The sequence below is a fragment of the Halomonas binhaiensis genome (genome assembly GCF_008329985.2).
Lineage (GTDB): Bacteria > Pseudomonadota > Gammaproteobacteria > Pseudomonadales > Halomonadaceae > Halomonas > Halomonas binhaiensis.
In genome coordinates this window covers 1,128,464-1,146,880 of record NZ_CP038437.2, presented here as the reverse complement: position 1 = coordinate 1,146,880, position 18,417 = coordinate 1,128,464, and the positions used below count along the sequence as shown (strand labels likewise).

16 protein-coding genes are annotated in these 18,417 nt (G+C 59.1%); 4 read left to right on the top strand and 12 right to left on the bottom strand.

The genetic code is table 11. The annotated features are described in order from the left end of the window. Nucleotides 1–106: 106 nt before the first annotated feature. The 10 genes from E4T21_RS04940 to E4T21_RS04895 all read right to left on the bottom strand — a co-directional run bounded on the left by E4T21_RS04940 (nt 107) and on the right by E4T21_RS04895 (nt 12,273). A complete protein-coding gene (locus E4T21_RS04940) occupies nt 107–1,303 on the bottom strand; it encodes an ATP phosphoribosyltransferase regulatory subunit (protein ID WP_149283975.1) in 1,197 nt (398 codons plus the stop codon). 212 nt (nt 1,304–1,515) lie between these two features. Next, the gene (gene hflC, locus E4T21_RS04935) at nt 1,516–2,394 is read right to left on the bottom strand and encodes a protease modulator HflC (protein WP_149283974.1); all 879 of its coding nucleotides are present in this window, start codon (nt 2,392–2,394) and stop codon (nt 1,516–1,518) included. Continuing rightward, a complete protein-coding gene (hflK, locus tag E4T21_RS04930) occupies nt 2,395–3,651 on the bottom strand; it encodes an FtsH protease activity modulator HflK (protein WP_149283973.1) in 1,257 nt (418 codons plus the stop codon). A gap of 193 nt (nt 3,652–3,844) precedes the next feature. Beyond that, a complete protein-coding gene (gene hflX, locus E4T21_RS04925; protein ID WP_149283972.1) occupies nt 3,845–5,161 on the bottom strand; it encodes a ribosome rescue GTPase HflX in 1,317 nt (438 codons plus the stop codon). Nucleotides 5,162–5,178: 17 nt separating this feature from the next. Beyond that, entirely contained in the window at nt 5,179–5,424 is a 246-nt protein-coding gene (gene hfq, locus E4T21_RS04920; RefSeq protein WP_149283971.1) for an RNA chaperone Hfq, read from the bottom strand. A gap of 197 nt (nt 5,425–5,621) precedes the next feature. After that, nucleotides 5,622–6,596: a tRNA (adenosine(37)-N6)-dimethylallyltransferase MiaA gene (gene miaA, locus E4T21_RS04915; RefSeq protein WP_420827728.1), complete on the bottom strand. Its 975-nt coding sequence runs from the start codon at nt 6,594–6,596 to the stop codon at nt 5,622–5,624. 2 nt (nt 6,597–6,598) lie between these two features. Further along, nucleotides 6,599–8,674, bottom strand: a complete 2,076-nt coding sequence (gene mutL / locus E4T21_RS04910) for a DNA mismatch repair endonuclease MutL (protein WP_420827727.1) — start codon at nt 8,672–8,674, stop codon at nt 6,599–6,601. Between the two features lie 32 nt (nt 8,675–8,706). Next, nucleotides 8,707–10,182 carry an N-acetylmuramoyl-L-alanine amidase gene (locus E4T21_RS04905; RefSeq protein ID WP_420827726.1) on the bottom strand — a complete coding sequence of 492 codons (1,476 nt, stop codon included), beginning with the start codon at nt 10,180–10,182 and terminating at the stop codon, nt 8,707–8,709. After that, entirely contained in the window at nt 10,179–10,766 is a 588-nt protein-coding gene (tsaE, locus tag E4T21_RS04900; protein WP_149283969.1) for a tRNA (adenosine(37)-N6)-threonylcarbamoyltransferase complex ATPase subunit type 1 TsaE, read from the bottom strand. The genes E4T21_RS04905 and tsaE overlap by 4 nt, the downstream gene beginning before the upstream one ends. Next, nucleotides 10,744–12,273 carry an NAD(P)H-hydrate dehydratase gene (locus tag E4T21_RS04895; protein ID WP_149283968.1) on the bottom strand — a complete coding sequence of 510 codons (1,530 nt, stop codon included), beginning with the start codon at nt 12,271–12,273 and terminating at the stop codon, nt 10,744–10,746. Before E4T21_RS04895 ends, tsaE begins: the two co-directional genes overlap by 23 nt. A 239-nt stretch (nt 12,274–12,512) precedes the next feature. On the opposite strand from E4T21_RS04895, the gene queG reads away from it, so the two are divergent. Then, entirely contained in the window at nt 12,513–13,613 is a 1,101-nt protein-coding gene (gene queG / locus E4T21_RS04890; RefSeq protein ID WP_149283967.1) for a tRNA epoxyqueuosine(34) reductase QueG, read from the top strand. 95 nt (nt 13,614–13,708) lie between these two features. Here queG and orn read toward each other — a convergent pair whose 3' ends face one another. Continuing rightward, nucleotides 13,709–14,308: an oligoribonuclease gene (orn, locus tag E4T21_RS04885; protein ID WP_149283966.1), complete on the bottom strand. Its 600-nt coding sequence runs from the start codon at nt 14,306–14,308 to the stop codon at nt 13,709–13,711. A 60-nt stretch (nt 14,309–14,368) separates the two neighbouring features. On the opposite strand from orn, the gene rsgA reads away from it, so the two are divergent. From rsgA to asd, 3 genes are all read left to right on the top strand, one after another. Then, nucleotides 14,369–15,400, top strand: a complete 1,032-nt coding sequence (rsgA, locus tag E4T21_RS04880) for a small ribosomal subunit biogenesis GTPase RsgA (protein WP_149283965.1) — start codon at nt 14,369–14,371, stop codon at nt 15,398–15,400. A 75-nt stretch (nt 15,401–15,475) separates the two neighbouring features. Then, nucleotides 15,476–16,306 (top strand): sulfurtransferase, encoded by an 831-nt coding sequence (locus E4T21_RS04875; RefSeq protein WP_149283964.1) that lies wholly within the window; start codon nt 15,476–15,478, stop codon nt 16,304–16,306. A gap of 127 nt (nt 16,307–16,433) precedes the next feature. Continuing rightward, complete coding sequence (gene asd, locus E4T21_RS04870; protein ID WP_149283963.1) at nt 16,434–17,270, top strand: archaetidylserine decarboxylase; 837 nt, start codon at nt 16,434–16,436, stop codon at nt 17,268–17,270. Nucleotides 17,271–17,323: 53 nt separating this feature from the next. Here the strand turns inward: asd and epmA are convergent, their stop codons facing one another. Next, nucleotides 17,324–18,298 (bottom strand): EF-P lysine aminoacylase EpmA, encoded by a 975-nt coding sequence (gene epmA / locus E4T21_RS04865; RefSeq protein ID WP_149283962.1) that lies wholly within the window; start codon nt 18,296–18,298, stop codon nt 17,324–17,326. Nucleotides 18,299–18,417 lie beyond the last annotated feature (119 nt).

Genomic DNA, 18,417 nt, shown 5'->3' with positions numbered 1-18,417 from the left:
TGGCGCTGCGAAAATGTGCTGCGCCACGGCGCATCGGAAATGTCATGTGCGAAAGCGCACGAAATTAACGCTGCATGACCCGCATTGCAGGTCATGCAGTTCTTGATCAAGCAGATTCCGCCTCATCGAGAGGCGCCAATGTCCAGCCTTGCTTCGTACTGACCAGGCGCTCACAGCAGCCATGCTGCTCTGCTCCGGTGCGCTGGCCAGGCAGAGCGCGAACCACCCTGCGCCCCTGCGCACGCAAGGCCTGAATGGCCTCGCTCAAGCCCTCGGCGTCCTCGGCTGGCGCCCAGACAGCATCCTTGGCGGGTTCCTTCGGTGCCAGTGATGCCAGCACCTTGAGATCCATGGAGAACCCTGTCGCCGGACGGGCACGACCGAAAGCCCGACCGGTGTCATCGTAGCGTCCGCCCTTCGCCAGTGCCTGGCCATAGCCCGGAACATAGGCGGCAAACATCATGCCGGTGTGGTACTGATAGCCACGCAGCTCCGACAGATCGAAATAATAGGCAACCTCTGGATGCTCGGCACTCACACCACGGTACAGATCACATAGCTTGTCGAGTGCATCGTTGACCGCCTGGGGCGCTTCGGCGAATACCTCGCGAGCGCGTTCGAGCACTTCAGGCCCACCGTGCAGTTCTTCCAGTGCCCGGAACATGTCAGCCAGTGCAGGATCACTGACATGACGCGTGACCTGCTCTTCCAGCTGGCCTGGCGATTTCAGCGCCAAGGCAGCGGAGAAAGCCTCCTGGGCGTCCTGATTCAGGTCCGCAGCCTGTACAAGATTACGATAGATGCCCACATGCCCCAGAGCCAGGTGGATTTCGTGGGCACCGGCCACATCCAGACTTTCCAGGGCCAGGAGCAGTATCTCGAGATCCGCAGCAAGACTGGCATGCCCGAACAGCTCAACGCCAACCTGCACCGGGCTGCGACCGCCCTGATGCTGGTCGGCCTTGGCACGCAACACATTGGTGCAGTAGCACAGACGTACCGGCCCCTCGCGCTTGAGCGAATGGGCATCCATGCGTGCTACCTGGGGAGTGACGTCGGCACTGACCCCCATCATGCGACCACTGAGCTGATCGGTGAGCTTGAAGGTCTGCAGATCAAGATCGGTGCCTGTACCGGTAAGTAAAGAGTCGAGAAACTCTACCGGAGGCGGCATGACCTGGTCATAGCCCCATAGGTGATAAAGGTCGAGCAGCGCCCGGCGCAACTCCTCCATGCGACTGGCTTGAGGCGGCAGTACCTCGTCCATGCCGTCGGGCAAGAGCCAGCGGTCAGCGATGGTCATGTCTTATCCTGCTTGGACTGTGGGCCAAGCCTGCGCGCACGCGAAACCTCGCGCACTATCGGGGGCAGTATTTCCCCCAGCGTGCAGGCGATGAACGGAAGTGGCAGCACAAAAAAATCGCACAAAAAAACCGGGCCACGCCCGGTTGACAGATTCTATCAGCTTTATGGCTCGGGTACACCCCTGTACTGCACAGAGGTGTACCCATTACCTCAATTGGCGTCTGGACTCTTCAGATAACGGAAGAAATCACTGGACGGATCGAGCACCATCATGTTGCCACCGGAGGCGCCGAAGGTGTCACGATACGCATTGAGGCTGCGCCAGAACGAGAAGAACTCTTGGTCCTCCCCATAGGCTTGTGCAAAGATTGCCGCAGCCTCAGCATCGCCTTCACCGCGCAAGGTCTCTGACCGTTCGTTGGCCTGAGCCAGCAGTACCTGACGACGGCGATCCGCGTTGGCCTGGATGCGCTCGGCCTCTTCCTTGCCTTGAGCGCGCCACTCACGAGCTTCACGTTCACGTTCAGAGCGCATGCGGTCATATACCGCCGAGGATACATCCTCTGGCAGATCGATGCGTTTGACGCGGATATCAAGGATTGCCACACCAAGCTCCTCACGCATCAATGCATTGAGATCTGCGGTAGGGCCGGACATCAGTTCATCGCGTTTTTCCGCGATGATCTGCTGCAAGCTGAGCTGACCGAACTCATTACGCAGACTCTCATCGACCCGCGGCTGAATCAGGCGTACCGCCATCAATTCGTCGCCCGCCGTCGCCTCGTAGTAGCGTGTCGGGTTGATCACCTGCCACTTGACGTAAGAGTCCACGATCACCGCTTTCTGCTCTCTGGTCAGATAACGGCTGGTTTCGGTATCCAGTGTCAGCACACGAGTGTCGAACTTGCGGATAGTCTGGGTGATCGGCACCTTGGCATGCAGGCCCGGCTGGATGTTTTCCTCGATGACTTCACCAAAGCGCAGCTTCACCGCACGCTGGGTCTCGTCGACCACGTACAGAGTGTTGCTGGCGAGCCAGGCCAGAGCCGCCAGGCCACCGACAATGATCAGAGACTTGTTATTGATCATTTAGCGACCCTCCCGCTGGATACCAGTACTACCGCCAGAGCTGCCAACACTGCTGCTGGATGTGCTGCTTTCGCCGGCTGCCCGTGACTCGGCTCGAATGCGCTCGAGCACCTTGGGATCCAGCTGATGGTCAGCGTCCGACGCTGCCGCACTGGAGCCACTGGAACGGCTCAGCTTGTCCATGGGCAGAACCATCAACGGGCTGTTCTGGTCTACATCCACCAGCACCTTGTTGGTCTGGCCAAGTACTTCACTGATCGCGTCAAGGTAGAGACGTTCACGCATGATCTGCGGAGCATCACGATATTGCGCCAGCAAGGCAGAGAAACGGCTGGCCTGACCACGCGCCTCGGCGACCACAGACTCACGATACCCCTGGCCCTGCTCGACAACGCGTTGAGCCTGCCCCTGGGCAGCCGGAATGATGGCATTGGCGTATGCCATGGCTTCGTTGATGGTGCGCTGACGATCCTCACGCGCACGGATGACGTCGTCGAAGGCATCCTGCACCGCATCAGGCGGCGAGGTCGACTCGACGTTCAAGGTCACCAAGCTGATGCCTGTACCATAGCTGTCCATGTAGGACTGCAAACGGTTGGACACGGCAGAGCCAAGAATCTCACGACCGGAGGTCAGGATATCGATCATGTCGGTGCCGCCGACGACATGGCGCAGAGCCGAGTCGAGAGCATTTGCCAGAGACAGCTCCGGGTCACGGACATTGAGGACATAGCCACGCGGATCAGCAACCTGATACTGGGCCGAGATTTCCACCGAGACGATGTTCTCATCCTGGGTCAGCATTGACTGTGTCTGGCTGACAGAGCGCACACGGGTCACATTGACCATGCGTACATCATCAATCAACGGCGGATTCCACTGCAGACCCGGCGAGACCACTTCCTGGAACTTGCCAAAGCGCAGAACCACGCCACGTTCAGACTGGTCGACCAGATAGAAGCCACTGGCCGCCCATATTGCCAGCGCAATGATGATCAGCAAGCCCGGCAAGGTGAAGGGGTTACGCGAACGGCCCCCTCGGCCGCCACGACCACCCTTGCCTCCGCGATTGCCACGGCCACCCAACATGCTGTTGAGCTTGTCCTGAAACTTCTTCAGCGCCTCATCGAGGTCAGGAGGTCCCCCTTGATTATCACCTCCGCCCTTGTTGCCGCCGCCACCACTGCCACGGCGCCCCCCGCCACTCCAGGGGTCATGCTGGTTGCCGTTGCCGCCACCAGGCTCATTCCAGGCCATACAATGTCTCCACTCTGGTGCTCCTCTCTGCAGAGGAGCATCGGTTGCGATCCTTGTCTTATATCCGAACCCACTCATGGCTCGCTACATTCTTGGCCATCCTGCGTTTCTATCGACCCAGGAAAACTCATCTAGATCACCAGTTGAGCTTCCTCGTTCGTTATCAGCCTAGACTGCAGTCCATGAGGTGTGCTCAAGCTTCCCAGGTTTCGCGTTCCCTGAGCGCCTCAGGAAGATAATCGTCGGCGCTCTCTCCCAGCCGCGCCATCAGCTGATTGAAATCGCGCCGTGGCAGGCGGACCCTCAGCTGAGTATGTCCTGCGTCATCGAAACCTTCCCCACGTACTGCCCCCAACTCGTGAAGTGCAGCACGCATTCTCCCCTGCGCCGGCGACAATGTCAGAGAGAAGTCGATGATGTCATCCGACAGACGCTCGGATAATGCCTGCTTCAGCAGGTCGAGACCACGGCCTTCTCGTGCCGACAACCATACGACCTGAGGGACTCCGTGCTCATCCCGCTCGATGCGTGGAGCACTATCGAACACGTCGATCTTGTTCATCACCTTGAGGGTCGGTACCTTCGAGGCACCTATTTCCTCCAGCACCGCGTTGACCTGAGCCACGTTGAGATCACGGTCAGGGTCAGCGGCATCTATCACATGCACCAGTAACGTCGCTTCCGCAGCTTCCTGCAAGGTTGCGCGAAACGCTTCCACCAGTTTATGCGGTAGATGGCGAATGAAACCTACGGTATCCGCCAGCACCACGGAGCCCACATCCTCGACATCTAGACGCCGCAGCGTAGGATCGAGAGTAGCGAAGAGCTGGTCTGCCGCATAGACCTCAGCAGAGGTCAATGAATTGAAAAGCGTCGATTTACCGGCGTTGGTATAGCCCACAAGCGACACACTGTGGATCTCTGCCCGGGAGCGTGCACGGCGATTCTGGGTGCGCTGACTGCGCACCTTGTCGAGACGCCTGTGAATCGACTTGATCCGCGCCCGCAGCAGGCGACGGTCAGTCTCAAGCTGGGTTTCACCCGGGCCACGCAGACCAATCCCCCCTTTCTGGCGTTCAAGGTGGGTCCAGCCACGAACCAGTCGGGTAGACATGTATTCGAGCTGAGCCAGTTCCACCTGCAACTTACCTTCATGGGTACGTGCACGCTGGGCAAAGATGTCAAGAATCAGGCCCGTACGGTCAAGCACACGGCACTTGAGCGCCTGCTCGACGTTACGTTCCTGAGAGGGACTGAGCGCATGGTTGAAGATCACCAGCTCGGCTTCGTGCACCGAGAGAGCATCACGTAGCTCATCCAGCTTTCCCGAGCCTACGAAGCTCCTGGGATCGGGCCGCTGACGGCTACCAGTGATCAGAGTGGCGGGCTCAGCGCCCGCCGACCTCACCAGTTCGAGAAACTCGCTGGGATCTTCGCGCTCCTGCTCGTCCTGAAAATCGATATGGACGAGTATCGCCGTTTCACCGGCGTCGGGACGTTCAAAAAACAATCAATACCTCACGGATATCAGCTATCCGGCTGCGCCGCAGGATCCTGGGCCGGCAGTCGCACATTGCGAGACGGCACCACGGTGGAGATGGCGTGCTTGTAGACCATCTGACTGACGGTATTACGCAGCAGGATGACAAATTGGTCGAAAGATTCGATCTGGCCCTGCAACTTGATGCCATTGACCAGGAAAATCGACACCGGAATGCGCTCCTTGCGCAGAATGTTCAAGTACGGGTCTTGGAGGGACTGCCCTTTGGACATCTTGCTCTCCCTGTAATCTCTAGGTTGTTAACGTTAAATAAATAAGTGCTTCCCTGACACCCACTCTTCCCGTGAGGAACGGCGAACGTCTTGGATTCGGCGGGGCCTGGTCATGCAGCCACACGAACTCGATATCTTACGCTATGTGCCAGCACCACGCACGATTTTAAGATGCGCGACAAGTATTTCCGCATTGCTCACGAGGTCTTGGTAGTCCCCTTGGCAATGCTCCTGGCAACAGCGTCATATAACCGCTGTTCGGGACTGTCAGCCAGCGAGTCGATCCAGTGTAGATCTGACCAACTACGCATCCAGGTCAATTGACGCTTGGCCAGTTGACGAGTGGCAATCACTCCACGCTTGCGCAGTTCACTCAGATCATACTCGCCATCCAGATAACTCCAGGCCTGACGGTAGCCGACGCTTTTCATCGACGGCAGGTCAGGCGAGAGATTTCCCCTTGCCTTCAAAGCAGCAACCTCATCAAGGAAGCCACCTTCCAGCATCGCCTCAAAGCGCCTTGCTATTCTTTCATGTAGCACGGAACGCTGTGCCGGGGCGAGCCCTATGGACAGCGTCCGATAGGGAAAGGTTTCACGCTGCTGTTCACGCCATAGCTCCGTCATGGAGCGCCCACTGATCTCGAACACCTCCAGAGCGCGCATCAAGCGCTGAGGGTCATTGGGGTGAATGCGGGCTGCCGACTCTGGATCGACCTCAGCCAATCGCCTATGCAGCGCCTCAAGCCCATGCTGCTCGACTTCTCGTTCAAGCAACTGCCGCACCTGAGGGTCTGCTGCTGGCATCTTGGCTACCCCATCAATAAGACACTTGAAGTACATCATAGTGCCGCCGACCAGCAGTGGAATCCGTCCCTTGGCAGTGATGTCCGACATTTCACGCAGGGCATCGGTACGGAAGTCCGCTGCCGAGTAGGCATGAGCCGGATCGCGGATATCGATCAGGCGATGAGGGGCACGAGACAACTCTTCTGCAGAAGGCTTTGCACTGCCTATATCCATCCCACGATAGACCATGGCGGAGTCGACGCTGATGATGTCGGCTCCCAGGCGCTCATGCAGGGCGATGGCCAGGTCTGTCTTGCCCGCAGCCGTAGGTCCCATCAGCAGCACGGCAAAAGGTCGCGTATCTGACACGTCAAGCGATGCCATGCTCATTGCCCTCGCAGGAACAGACGATCCAGTTCGCGCAGGCTCATCTGGGTCCAGGTCGGGCGGCCATGATTACACTGGCCACTGCGTTCAGTACGCTCCATATCGCGCAGCAGCGCATTCATTTCGGCAATCGTCAGTTGACGGTTAGCCCGCACGCTGCCATGACACGCCATGGTCGCAAGCAGTTCATTGATATGCGCCTCGATACGGTCCGAGCGGCCATAGCGCTCCAGGTCCGAAAGCATGTCACGGATCAGCGGCTCTACATCCGCATCCGACAACAGGGCCGGCAGTTGGCGCACCAGCAGCGTTTCCGGGCCTGCAGCATCCAGTTCCACCCCCAGACGGGAGAAGGCTTCACGCTCACTTTCTGCGGTTTCAATTTCTGCCGGGCTGGCAGCCAGGGACACAGGGACCAGCAATGGCTGCGCCTCCAGGGCTCCACCATGTACCTGGTTTTTCATGTGCTCATAGACAATACGCTCATGAGCGGCATGCATGTCCACCAGCACCAGGCCCTGGGCGTTCTGGGCCAGAATATAGATGCCGTGGAGCTGGGCAACGGCAAAACCCAGTGGCGGAGCCTGGGTGGGATCTTCCTCAGCCATTGGATCAGATGGCGCAGGAAGCCCCCCGTCATTCTGGATGCGGTTCTCCCGAGGGCCGCTACCCTGGGCTGCTGGCAGCGTTCTTGCCGTGTACTCGCCGGCACGTTCCGCCAGGGCCACCTCTGCAGCACGCCCTCCTACCTGAGGCGCTCCAGGCTGAGGGGTGAGCAGGCTTTCCTCATGCTCGGGATGCAACTGACGGTAGCCATCCATGAAGGCCCGCACCCGGTCAGGTGTCACGCTTGCCGTTGCATCCTCACGACGAGGATGAAGCGCCATGGGCTGCTGCTGCCAGGCGGGTTGGGCGGATGCCTCCCCACTTTCCCTGGCGAGCGTCGAAGGTGTCTTGATTTCACCAGTGGTCGGGTCGACTTCAAGCCCATCCTGGTCGGAAGCCAGTTGCCCGGCATCACGCTCTCCCCCGGCCCGGGCTTCACCGAGAGCCCGATGCAGACTGGAGAACAGGAAATCGTGAACCATACGGCCATCGCGAAAGCGCACTTCATGCTTGGTCGGGTGGACATTGACATCCACCACCGTCGGATCGACCTCGAGATACAGCACGAACACGGGATGGCGGCCATGGAACAGCACATCCCGGTAGGCCTGCCGAATGGCGTGGGCCACCAGTCGGTCGCGCACCACGCGACCATTGACGAAGAAATACTGTTGATCGGCTTGCGCGCGGGAATGCGTCGGAAGCCCGACCCAACCCCATAGACGCAGACCGCCTGCGGCGATATCCAAGTTCAGGGCATTTCCCAGGAAGTCCTTGCCAAGCAACGACCTGAGACGCCGCTCACGCTCCTCGACACTCTCAGCCACAGGCAATTGGTGTAGTGTCTTGCTGTTGTGGCGCAAGGTCCAGCCGATGTCGAAACGCGACAACGCCTGACGGCGAAAGGTTTCTTCTACATGACCGAATTCGGTTTTCTCGGTACGCAGGAACTTGCGCCGGGCCGGCGTATTGAAGAACAGGTCACGCACAGTGACCGAGGTTCCTCGCGGATGAGGCGCAGGCGTCACGCGAGGTTCCATGTTGCGACCTTCCGCCACGACCCGCCAGCCACCCCGAGGGTCGTCCTCGACGTTGGACACCAGCTCAAGACGCGACACCGAGCTGACCGATGCCAGGGCCTCACCGCGGAAGCCCAGGCTGGCAACGCCTTCCAGCTCTTCGAGAGACGCAATCTTGCTGGTGGCATGGCGCGACAACGACAGTGGCAGGTCATCTTCCGCAATGCCACAGCCATCATCCCGTACACGGATCAGCCTGGCACCACCGACTTCCACCTCGATGTCAATGCGCGAGCCACCAGCATCAATGGCATTTTCCACCAGCTCCTTGACTACCGACGCCGGCCGCTCCACCACTTCCCCTGCGGCAATCTGGTTGGCCAGCCGAGGATCAAGAACCTGGATACGGCGACGCACCGACGTATCTTGCTGGACAGAACTCTCAGTCATGGTCATTCCTTACATGCCGTTCAGGGCTCTTTTCAAGAGCTGGGAATGCGCAGCACTTGACCGACGCGAATCGAATCGCTGGCAAGCTCATTGGCCTGACGCAGTTGAGACAATGACACCCCATGGCGCTGTGCAATGCCCGACAAGGTATCACCCGCCTGAATACGATACTCACCGCTTGCCGTGGAACGTCCATGGTCACGCTGCCAGGCCAACAGGCTGGCCGGCGGCGGATTACGTTCGAAATGGGTACGAATCCCGCCGAGCACTGCACTCATCATGCGTTCCTGATAGGCGCCATTACGTAGGTTGCGCTCTTCCTCTGGATTCGAGATGAACCCGGTTTCAACCAGCAACGAGGGAATGTCCGGTGACTTCAACACCACGAAGCCCGCCTGCTCCACACGACTCTTGTGCAAATGGTTGACTTGGCCGATCCGCTCCAGCATGTCACCACCAATCGCCAGGGAGTCGTTGAGGGTTGCCGTCATGGTCAGGTCGAGCAGCACACCGCGCAGCACCTGATCCTTGTCATCCAGTGACAGGTTACCGTCAACGCCACCAATCAAGTCCGAACGGTTCTCGGTGGCTGCCAGCCACTTGGCTGTCTCGGAAGTGGCACCACTCTGGGACAGGGCGAACACGGAACTGCCATAGGGGCGAGGGCTGCTGAACGCATCAGCATGAATGGAGACGAAAAAGTCAGCCTTCTGTTCACGTGCGATCAGGGTCCGCTGACGCAGGCCAACATAATAGTCGCCATCACGAATCATCACGGCCTTGAAGCCTGGTGTCTGGTTGATCATTTTGGCCAGACGATCGGCCATCTGCAGTACCACATCCTTCTCGCGAGTACCGCTGGGGCCTGTGGCTCCTGGGTCTTCGCCGCCATGTCCTGCGTCAACAGCAATGATGATGTCACGCTTGGGATGAGGTTTGGCAGGGTCCACCGGGGTCGCAGCCGCGGCTTCCTCCGGGGCACGCCCCTCAGCCACCGCTTCCGTCTTGGCACGCTGGGCAGCAATTTCCTGCTCACGGATCATCTTCTCGATCGGATCGATGGGGTCATCTACCGCACTCTCACCTGGATATTCCAGGTCCACCACCAGGCGATCACCATACTGATCGTTGGGCGCCAGGGAGAAGTGGCGTGGCTCGATGGGGCGGTTGAGTTCCAGCACTACACGCAGACCAGTGCCGTCACGCACTCCCGTTCGCACACTGTTGATCGCACTGCCACTGAGGTTGAGACTGCTGGGGTCATCCTTGAGCTGGGCATCGGTCAGGTCGATGACCAGTCGGCTAGGGTTGTCGAGCTGGAAGACCTCTGCATCGACGGGTGATGACAGGTCAAATACCAGGCGCGAGTGGTCAGGCGCAGCCCACAGCCGAATATTGTCCACATCCCCCGCTTCCGCACTGGCAGTGTGCAGGCTTCCCAGAGAAGCCAGCGCCAACATGCCCATCCAACGATTCCACCCCAGCCAACGATTCATCACCAGCCTCATGCCGCGCCTCCCTGCGAAGTTCCCTCTGCCCGGCCTTGGCCATCAGTACGTTGGTCATCAGTACTTGGGTCATCAGTACCTTGCGTATCCACGGCAAACCCCGCAGTACTCAGTTCCTTGTTCAGGCGCTCCAGCACGGCAGCGCCCCTGGCTCCATGGCCAACGATGCGTGCTTCACGCCCACTATTGGCATGCGCCAGAGCGATCTCCACATCCGGCTGCGGCAACCAGCCTTCACCACGTTCAGCCCATTCGATCAGGCACAGGACATCATCGGCAAGCAGGTCACGGCCGCCGATGAACTCCAGTTCCTCGGGGTCCCCCAGACGATAGAGGTCGAAATGATGTACCCGCACCTTGTCCAGGTGTCGCCATGGCCCCAGCTCATATGGCTCGATCAAGGTATAGGTAGGGCTCTTCACCGCTCCCTGGTAGCCGTAGGCACGCAATATCCCACGTGACAACGTGGTCTTGCCTGCCCCCAGGTCACCAGAAAGATGGACACGTCCGCGTCCCTCGAGGGCACGCCCCAGGCATTCTCCCAGTGCTACCTGGCGCTGTTCATCGTCGAGTCGCAGCAACATTTTCCTCGTCCATCGTCGGATTGACCAAAACTCGCGCACAGGATGCCAGATCGCTGGCCAACAGACCACGCTCACCACCCTTTCGGGCAGCCATGTCGCCTGCCATGGCATGTACCAGCACCCCAGTCCTGGCGGCCATTTCCAGCTCCAGCCCCTGAGCCAGAAGGCCGGCAATGATACCGCAAAGTGCATCTCCCATACCGCCACTTGCCATGCCCGGATTACCAAAAGGACATAGCGCCAGCCCATCTGGACCGCAAATAAGCGTACCGGAGCCTTTCAGGACCACGACGCCTCCGTACAGTTCCTGCAAGGCACGTGCTGCGGCCGGACGATCCGCTTCGACTTCAGCAGCCGAAGTATCCAGCAAGCGCGCCGCTTCACCAGGATGAGGCGTCAACACCCAATCATCACGCCGGGTAGAACGAAAGCGCGACGCCAGAAGGTTGAGTGCATCGGCATCCACGACTAGCGGAGCCACCGTTTCAAGGGCTACTTGAAACAGGCTTTGCCCCCAGCTGCCTTGCCCTAGCCCTGGGCCAACCGCCAGCACACTGAGGCGATCGAGCAAATCGCCAACCTGAGTGGCAGCAGAAACCCCCTTGGCCATTACCTCGGGACAACGCATCAGACTGGCGGTCACATGCTCCGGCGCTGTGACCAGCATGACTCGGCCAGCCCCCACTCGAGCACAGGCTTCCGCTGCCAGCAGGGACGCACCACCCATTCCCGGCGCTCCGCCCAGCACACCGACAAATCCCAGGTCGCCCTTGTGTATATCGCGTTCCCTGGGAGGTAGAGCTGCCTGCAACAAAGACTTTTCCAGGCGCCAGGCCGTGGGGCGAATATCGGTATGGGTCAACGCATCGACACCGAGAGAATCCAGCACCAGCTCACCCACCCGTGCGGCCCCTCGTCCGGTATGCAGTCCCAGCTTGTCGGCGATGAAGGTCACGGTCATGTCCGCCTTGACCGACAAGCCCCTTTCACTGCCATCATCACCACTGATTCCGGAGGGAATATCGATGGCCAACACCGGGCGGGAACTGTCATTGATCGCCGTGATGGCATCCGCATAGAGAATGCGCAGATCACCCGAGAACCCGGTGCCGAGCAAGGCATCCACAATCACCTCGCCTTCGATGACCACGCCTTTTCGCCACTCGCGCCATTCCACACAGGCTTCATCAGCAAGCAAGGCGGCACGCAGGGCGTCACCATGCAGTCGACTACGAGGCGTCAGAGAGAGCCGCTGCACCTGCCAGCCTTCCCGCGCCGCCAATGCCGCCAGAACATGGCCATCACCACCGTTGTTGCCGCCACCACAGAACACCGTCAAGCTCTTGGCAGAAGGCCAGCGCGCTCGAAGCCAGCGCCATGCTGTACCAGCAGCACGCTGCATCAGAGCAAAACCATCACGCTCATTGGCAATGGTACGGCGGTCGATTTCACGCACCTGGTCGGCGCAGTACAATGGCATCAACCCACGATGTTGTGGGGCACTCATAAATGTTCCCTCCTGTGGAAACGTTGTCTTCATGGTAACGCGCGACTTCAATTATCGTTTCCTTGCTGATGCGATACACCATGCATGGCCGGGGAGTATACTGACGCAGGCATTCACGGCATCTTTCCTTTACCATCTGTCAGTCTAAGGTGTTACACCCATTCGCCAAGACAGCTTTCTCTGATGTGCAAGGTATCACCATTTTCCCGCATACCCCGTCTGCATTCACCGACACGTCCATGACCACCAAGACACTCAATGCCACTGAACTGGCGCACCTGGCCCAGAACATCAAGGCCTGGGGACGCGAGCTGGGCTTCCAGCAGGTCGGTATCACTGACATCGACCTGCATGAGGATGAAGCCCACCTTCAGCGCTGGCTGGATGCTGGCTACCACGGTGAAATGGGGTTCATGGCCAAGCATGGCACCAAACGCACACGCCCTGCCGAGCTGGAGCCTGGCACTGTGCGAGTGATCAGCGTGCGCCTTGACTATCTTCCGGCGGAGGTGGAAACCAGCAAGGTGCTGGGCCAACCACATCGTGCCTATATCTCCCGCTATGCCACCGGGCGCGACTATCACAAGCTGATGCGCAAGCGCCTGCAAAGCCTGGCCAGGCAGATCGAGGCCGAAGTCGGCCCCATTGGCTACCGTGCCTTCGTCGACTCTGCCCCGGTAATGGAACGGGGCCTGGCACGCAAGGCCGGCCTGGGTTGGTTCGGCAAGAACGCCATGCTGCTCAACCCCAAGGCCGGCTCGCTGTTCTTTCTCGGGGAGCTGTATACCGACCTGCCATTGCCGGTAGATCCCCCTTTCGAGGACAGCCACTGCGGTAGCTGCAGTGCCTGTCGTCAGGCCTGCCCTACCGGAGCCATCGTCGACGACAGGATTGTCGATGCAAGAGCCTGCATCTCCTATCTCACCATTGAGCTTTTTGGCAGCATCCCCGAGAAGTATCGCGAGGCAATGGGCAATCGGGTGTTTGGTTGCGACGACTGCCAGCTGGTATGCCCCTTCACCCGCTTCACCCGGGCCAGCAATGAGCCCGACTTTGCCCCACGCCACGATCTCGACCGTGCAGAGCTGCTCACCCTGTTCAACTGGGGGGAAGAGGAGTTCCTCTCCCGCACTGCCGGCAGCCCCATCTGTCGTATCGGCTATGAGCGCTGGTTACGCAACCTCGCCATTGGCCTGGGCAATGCCCCTTGGAGCCAAGCCATCGAGACAGCGCTTCTGGTGCGCCTGGCCTATCCTTCCGACCTGGTACGCGAGCACGTCCGCTGGGCTCTGAAGCAGCAGCGCAGGAAACGCAGCACGCTGATAGCCAGCACCGAGTGACATCTCGCCAACGCAGTGACATCGCTGCCCCTGGCCACTCTTCCTCTTGAACCAGGCCTTGGGCCTTGTATCCGTTCAGCCAGTTGAATGACGTTCTAGGCCTTGAGGAAGGTCTTGCGATAGTGCGCCAGCTCCGCGATGGATTCCTTTATATCGTCCATGGCCAGATGCACATTGCGCTTTGAAAAGCCGTCCAGGGCCTGAGGATTCCAGCGCTTGGCCAGTTCCTTGAGCGTAGAGACATCCAGGTTGCGGTAATGGAAGAAAGACCACAGTTCAGGCATTTCCCGCTCCAGGAAGCGGCGATCCTGATGGATGGAATTACCACACATGGGCGAAGTACCGGACACCACATACGTCTGCAGGAACGCCAAGGTTCGCGCTTCCGCCTCCTGCGTGCTCACGGTGCTACGTCGTACTCGCTCAATCAGGCCAGAATCGCCATGGGTTCTGGTATTCCACTCGTCCATGCCGGCAATCAGCGCCTCGCTCTGATGGACGGCTATCACTGGCCCTTCTGCAACGACATTGAGGTCTCCATCGGTTACCAGGGTTGCCACCTCGATGATGCGCTCCTTGTTGGGGTCGAGGCCGGTCATTTCCAGGTCGATCCACACCAGGAGATCGGAACGAGGTTCGTCTTCTGTTGAGGCATTGGTCGGGGCAGGGGTTGTGCCTTGAGTACGCTCGGTCATATCAGCCATCCTTGAGAATGAGTACAATGCAGCTCATTGTACCGAGCATCGGGCTGTCATGTGAGCAAACGTAAGCTGAGTCGCCAGCAACGCTGGCGCATCGAGAAGGTCCAGGCCGAACGGGCCAAGCGTGCAGAAAAGCGTCAGAACCATGATGATGAGAAACTCTCTGCCGGAGAGTATGGCACCGAGCGCGATGGGCGAGTGACCGCCCACTTCGGCCGCACGCTTGATGTCACGGAACGTCTGGGAGAAAAACCCGTACGTTGTCACTTGAGAGCCAACCTGGAAGGGCTGGTCACAGGCGATCGGGTGATCTGGCGTGCAGGCGAAGACGGTAGCGGTGTCGTTGTCGCTCGCGGTGAACGCGACAATGTACTGGAGCGCCCGGATATGCGCGGCCTGCTCAAGCCCGTGGCTGCCAACATCGACCAGATTCTGATCGTTTTCGCCGTGGAACCCGAGCCTCACGCAGGTTTGATCGACCGCTACCTGGTCGCAGCCGAGGCCACCGGCATCACCCCCGTGCTGGTGCTCAACAAGACGGATTTGCTTCCTGAGCAAGGCGGTGAGCTGCGCGCTCTGCTGGCACGCTATGAAGACCTCGGTTATGCCGTGGTTGCTACCTCGACCACGAGTGAAGGGGGAATGGATGCGCTACATGCCTGCCTGGCGGAACGCACCTCAGTGTTTGTCGGGCAGAGCGGCGTAGGCAAATCCTCTCTGATCGACTTGCTCCTGCCCAATGAACAGCTGCGCATTGGCGCTTTATCTGCTGATACGCGCAAGGGACGTCACACCACGACCACGGCCCAGCTCTATCATCTACCAGCACTCAGCGACAGCGTGACAGCAGGCGCCCTGATCGACTCTCCTGGCATCCGCGAGTTTGGACTCACTCACCTGGATGAGCGCCAGGTCACTGAAGGCTTCATCGAGTTCCGCCCTTACCTGGAACAATGCCGCTTTCGCGACTGCCGTCACCGTCAGGAGCCCGGTTGCGCCTTGCTGGCAGCCGTTGAGCGGGGCGACATTCACCCTCAGCGCTTTGCCAGTTACCGCCGTATCGTCGATAGTCTGGATAATCCCTGAATGACGGCACTTGATACGGTGTTTCCTTTGCCTGACCGCACGTGCCTCTGACCACACGTTTCGAGGAGAGCTGCCATGAGCTCAGAAGACAACCTACTGCCACTGATTGCCGAGCCCGAAGAACTGGCCGCAGTGATCGACCATGAAGACATCCTGATCATCGATGTCCCTCTCAAGGCTGACAGCTACACATCAGGCCATGTACCTGGTGCCATCTTTCTTGATCATGACCGTCTGTTGAAGGGTTCCGGCGAAGTGCCCAATGATGTACCCGATATCGAGGCTCTGTCGGTCTTGTTCTCGTCCCTGGGGCTGACTCGCGACACCCATGTGGTGGCCTACGACGATGAAGGCGGTGGTTGGGCTGGGCGCCTGCTGTGGACCCTGGAGCTGATCGGCCACAGCCGTTACTCCTACCTCAATGGTGGCATCCATGCCTGGCGTGCAGAAGCCTTGCCGGTGTCCACCGAGGAGCACCGCCCCTCCCCCAGAGATTACCAGGCAACCATCAGGCATCCCGAGGTGCTGATCGAGCGTGGTGAATTGATCGACAAGCTCGGCAGTGATGACTTCGCCATCTGGGATGCCCGCTCTGCCGATGAATTTGCCGGCAGAAAAGGCAACAACAAGCATCTCGGTCATATTCCAGGCGCAGTGAACATGGAATGGACAGATGCCATGGATCGTGAGCACTCACTACGCATACGCGACTACGCAGAGCTGTTCACCGAGCTGGGCGCCAAAGGGCTGACACCAGAAATGGAAGTGGTCACTCATTGCCAGAGTCACCATCGCAGTGGTTTCACCTGGCTGGTAGGCAAAGCACTCGGCTTCAGCAAGATTCGAGCCTACGCAGGCTCCTGGAAGGAATGGGGCAATCGCGACGACACCCCTATTGAAAAGTAAGCCGCGAGCTGCTCGTAGCTCGTAGCTCGTAGCTCGTAGCTCGTAGCTCGTAGCTCGTAGCTCGTAGCTCGTAGCTCGTAGCTCGTAGCTCAATTATTCATCAGCCTCTTTGAGAGACAATACCTTCGTGATTCCCGCCAAACTGTTTGCCCTGATTCAGTATCCCCTGCCTCACCATCTGCTGTCGCGGCTGGTGGGATGCCTTGCCGAATGCCGCATTGGCTGGCTGAAGAATGCTCTGATCAAGGCCTTCATTCGTCAGTTCAAGGTGAACATGAATGAAGCGGTGGAGAGTGATCCCACGGTCTACCCGACCTTCAATGCCTTCTTTACCCGGGCATTGAAGGCAGATGCCCGGCCTCTGGACGAAGGGTTGCTGAGTCCGGCAGATGGCACCCTTTCTCAATGGGGGGAAATCGATGCAGGCCGCCTGATCCAGGCCAAAGGCCACCACTTCAGCATGGCTGAGCTACTGGGTGGAGATCCTCTGAAGGCCAGTGACTACCGCAACGGCAGCTTCGCCACCGTGTATCTGTCGCCCAAGGATTATCATCGGGTACATATGCCCGTCGCCGGCACTCTCACCGAAATGGTCTATGTGCCTGGACGCCTGTTCTCGGTTAACGACGCGACCACTCGACATGTCCCAGGCCTGTTTGCCCGCAACGAGCGCCTGGTCTGCCACTTTGAGACCGAGCAAGGTTCCATGGTGATGGTGCTGGTCGGCGCCATGATCGTCGCTGCCATCGAAACCGTCTGGAGTGGACAGGTGACCCCGCTATCCGGTCGTGTCGAACGAGTACGCTTCGACAAGCCCGTCCACCTGGCGCAGGGGGAAGAAATGGGACGCTTCAAGCTCGGCTCTACTGTCGTGATGGCCTTCGCCAACAAGGCAACCTTCGAAGCCAACAGCGCCAATGGCCCCATTGCAGTACGCATGGGGCAACGCCTGGGAGATATGTGAGCCCGCTCACCCAGCCGGACATTTCAACAATTTCCAACAGCTTTCAATGATTCTCAACATCGTGGCGTCGGGAAGGCCAGCACCTGTTCAAGGCTGTCCTTTCCCAACGCCAGCTGTATCAAGCGATCCAGCCCCAATGCCACGCCACTGCCCTCGGGCATGCCGGCCTGAAGAGCATCGAGCAAACACTGATCCACATCGACTTGCGGCAACCCTGCTGCGCAGCGTGCGGCATTATCCTCATCGAAACGCCGACGCTGCTCTGATGCATCGGTAAGCTCATCGTAGCCATTGGCCAGTTCAATTCCCTTGAGATAGATCTCGAAGCGCGAGGCCACCCAGCTACCATCGCGAGGGTCCTGGTGGCGCTTGGCCAACGCTGCCTGACTGGCAGGGTAGTCGACGACGATATCAATGCCGCCACACCCAAGTGTGGGTTCGATCACCAGGCTCATCAAAAGATCCAGGCATTCATCACGCTCGGCCGCTTTCATCTCCATACCGCTGCGTTCTTCTGCTGCATCACGCAGCGTCGCCAGTGGCGACGCGAAGGGATCCAGGCACAGTTGCTCGATGAACAGGTCCCGGTAGCGGCGTTGCCGAGTTGGACCTGGGTCGGCCGGTAACAGGACACGAATCAGGGCTTGCGTCTCGTCGATCAGCTCGCCCAGGCTCCAGCCAGGCCGATACCATTCGAGCATGCTGAACTCGACGTTATGTCGGCGGCCCACTTCGCCGTCGCGAAAACTGCGAGCAATTTGAAAGATCGGCCCCGAACCTGACGCCAGCAACCGCTTCATGGCGAATTCCGGCGAAGTCTGCAGCCATAGACGCTCCCGCCCCGCTGGCGTCAGTGCATGACACGACAACGATGCCAGATGCACATCCGTGCTGCCGCCATGACCGAGAATCGGCGTTTCCACTTCCAGTACATCTCTCTCAGCGAAAAAATGACGCACCTGGGCCACCAGCTTCGCCCGTGCGCGCAGCGTCTCGATAGAGGCAACAGGACGCCAATCGCTTGTCATATGCAGATCACCTCTAATTAACACAGACTAAATAACACAGGCCACGCGAAAGCGTGGCCTGTAGTGAATAACGAGAGTCGCTCACAAGAATAGCTAACAAGAGTGACCGGCAAGAGTGG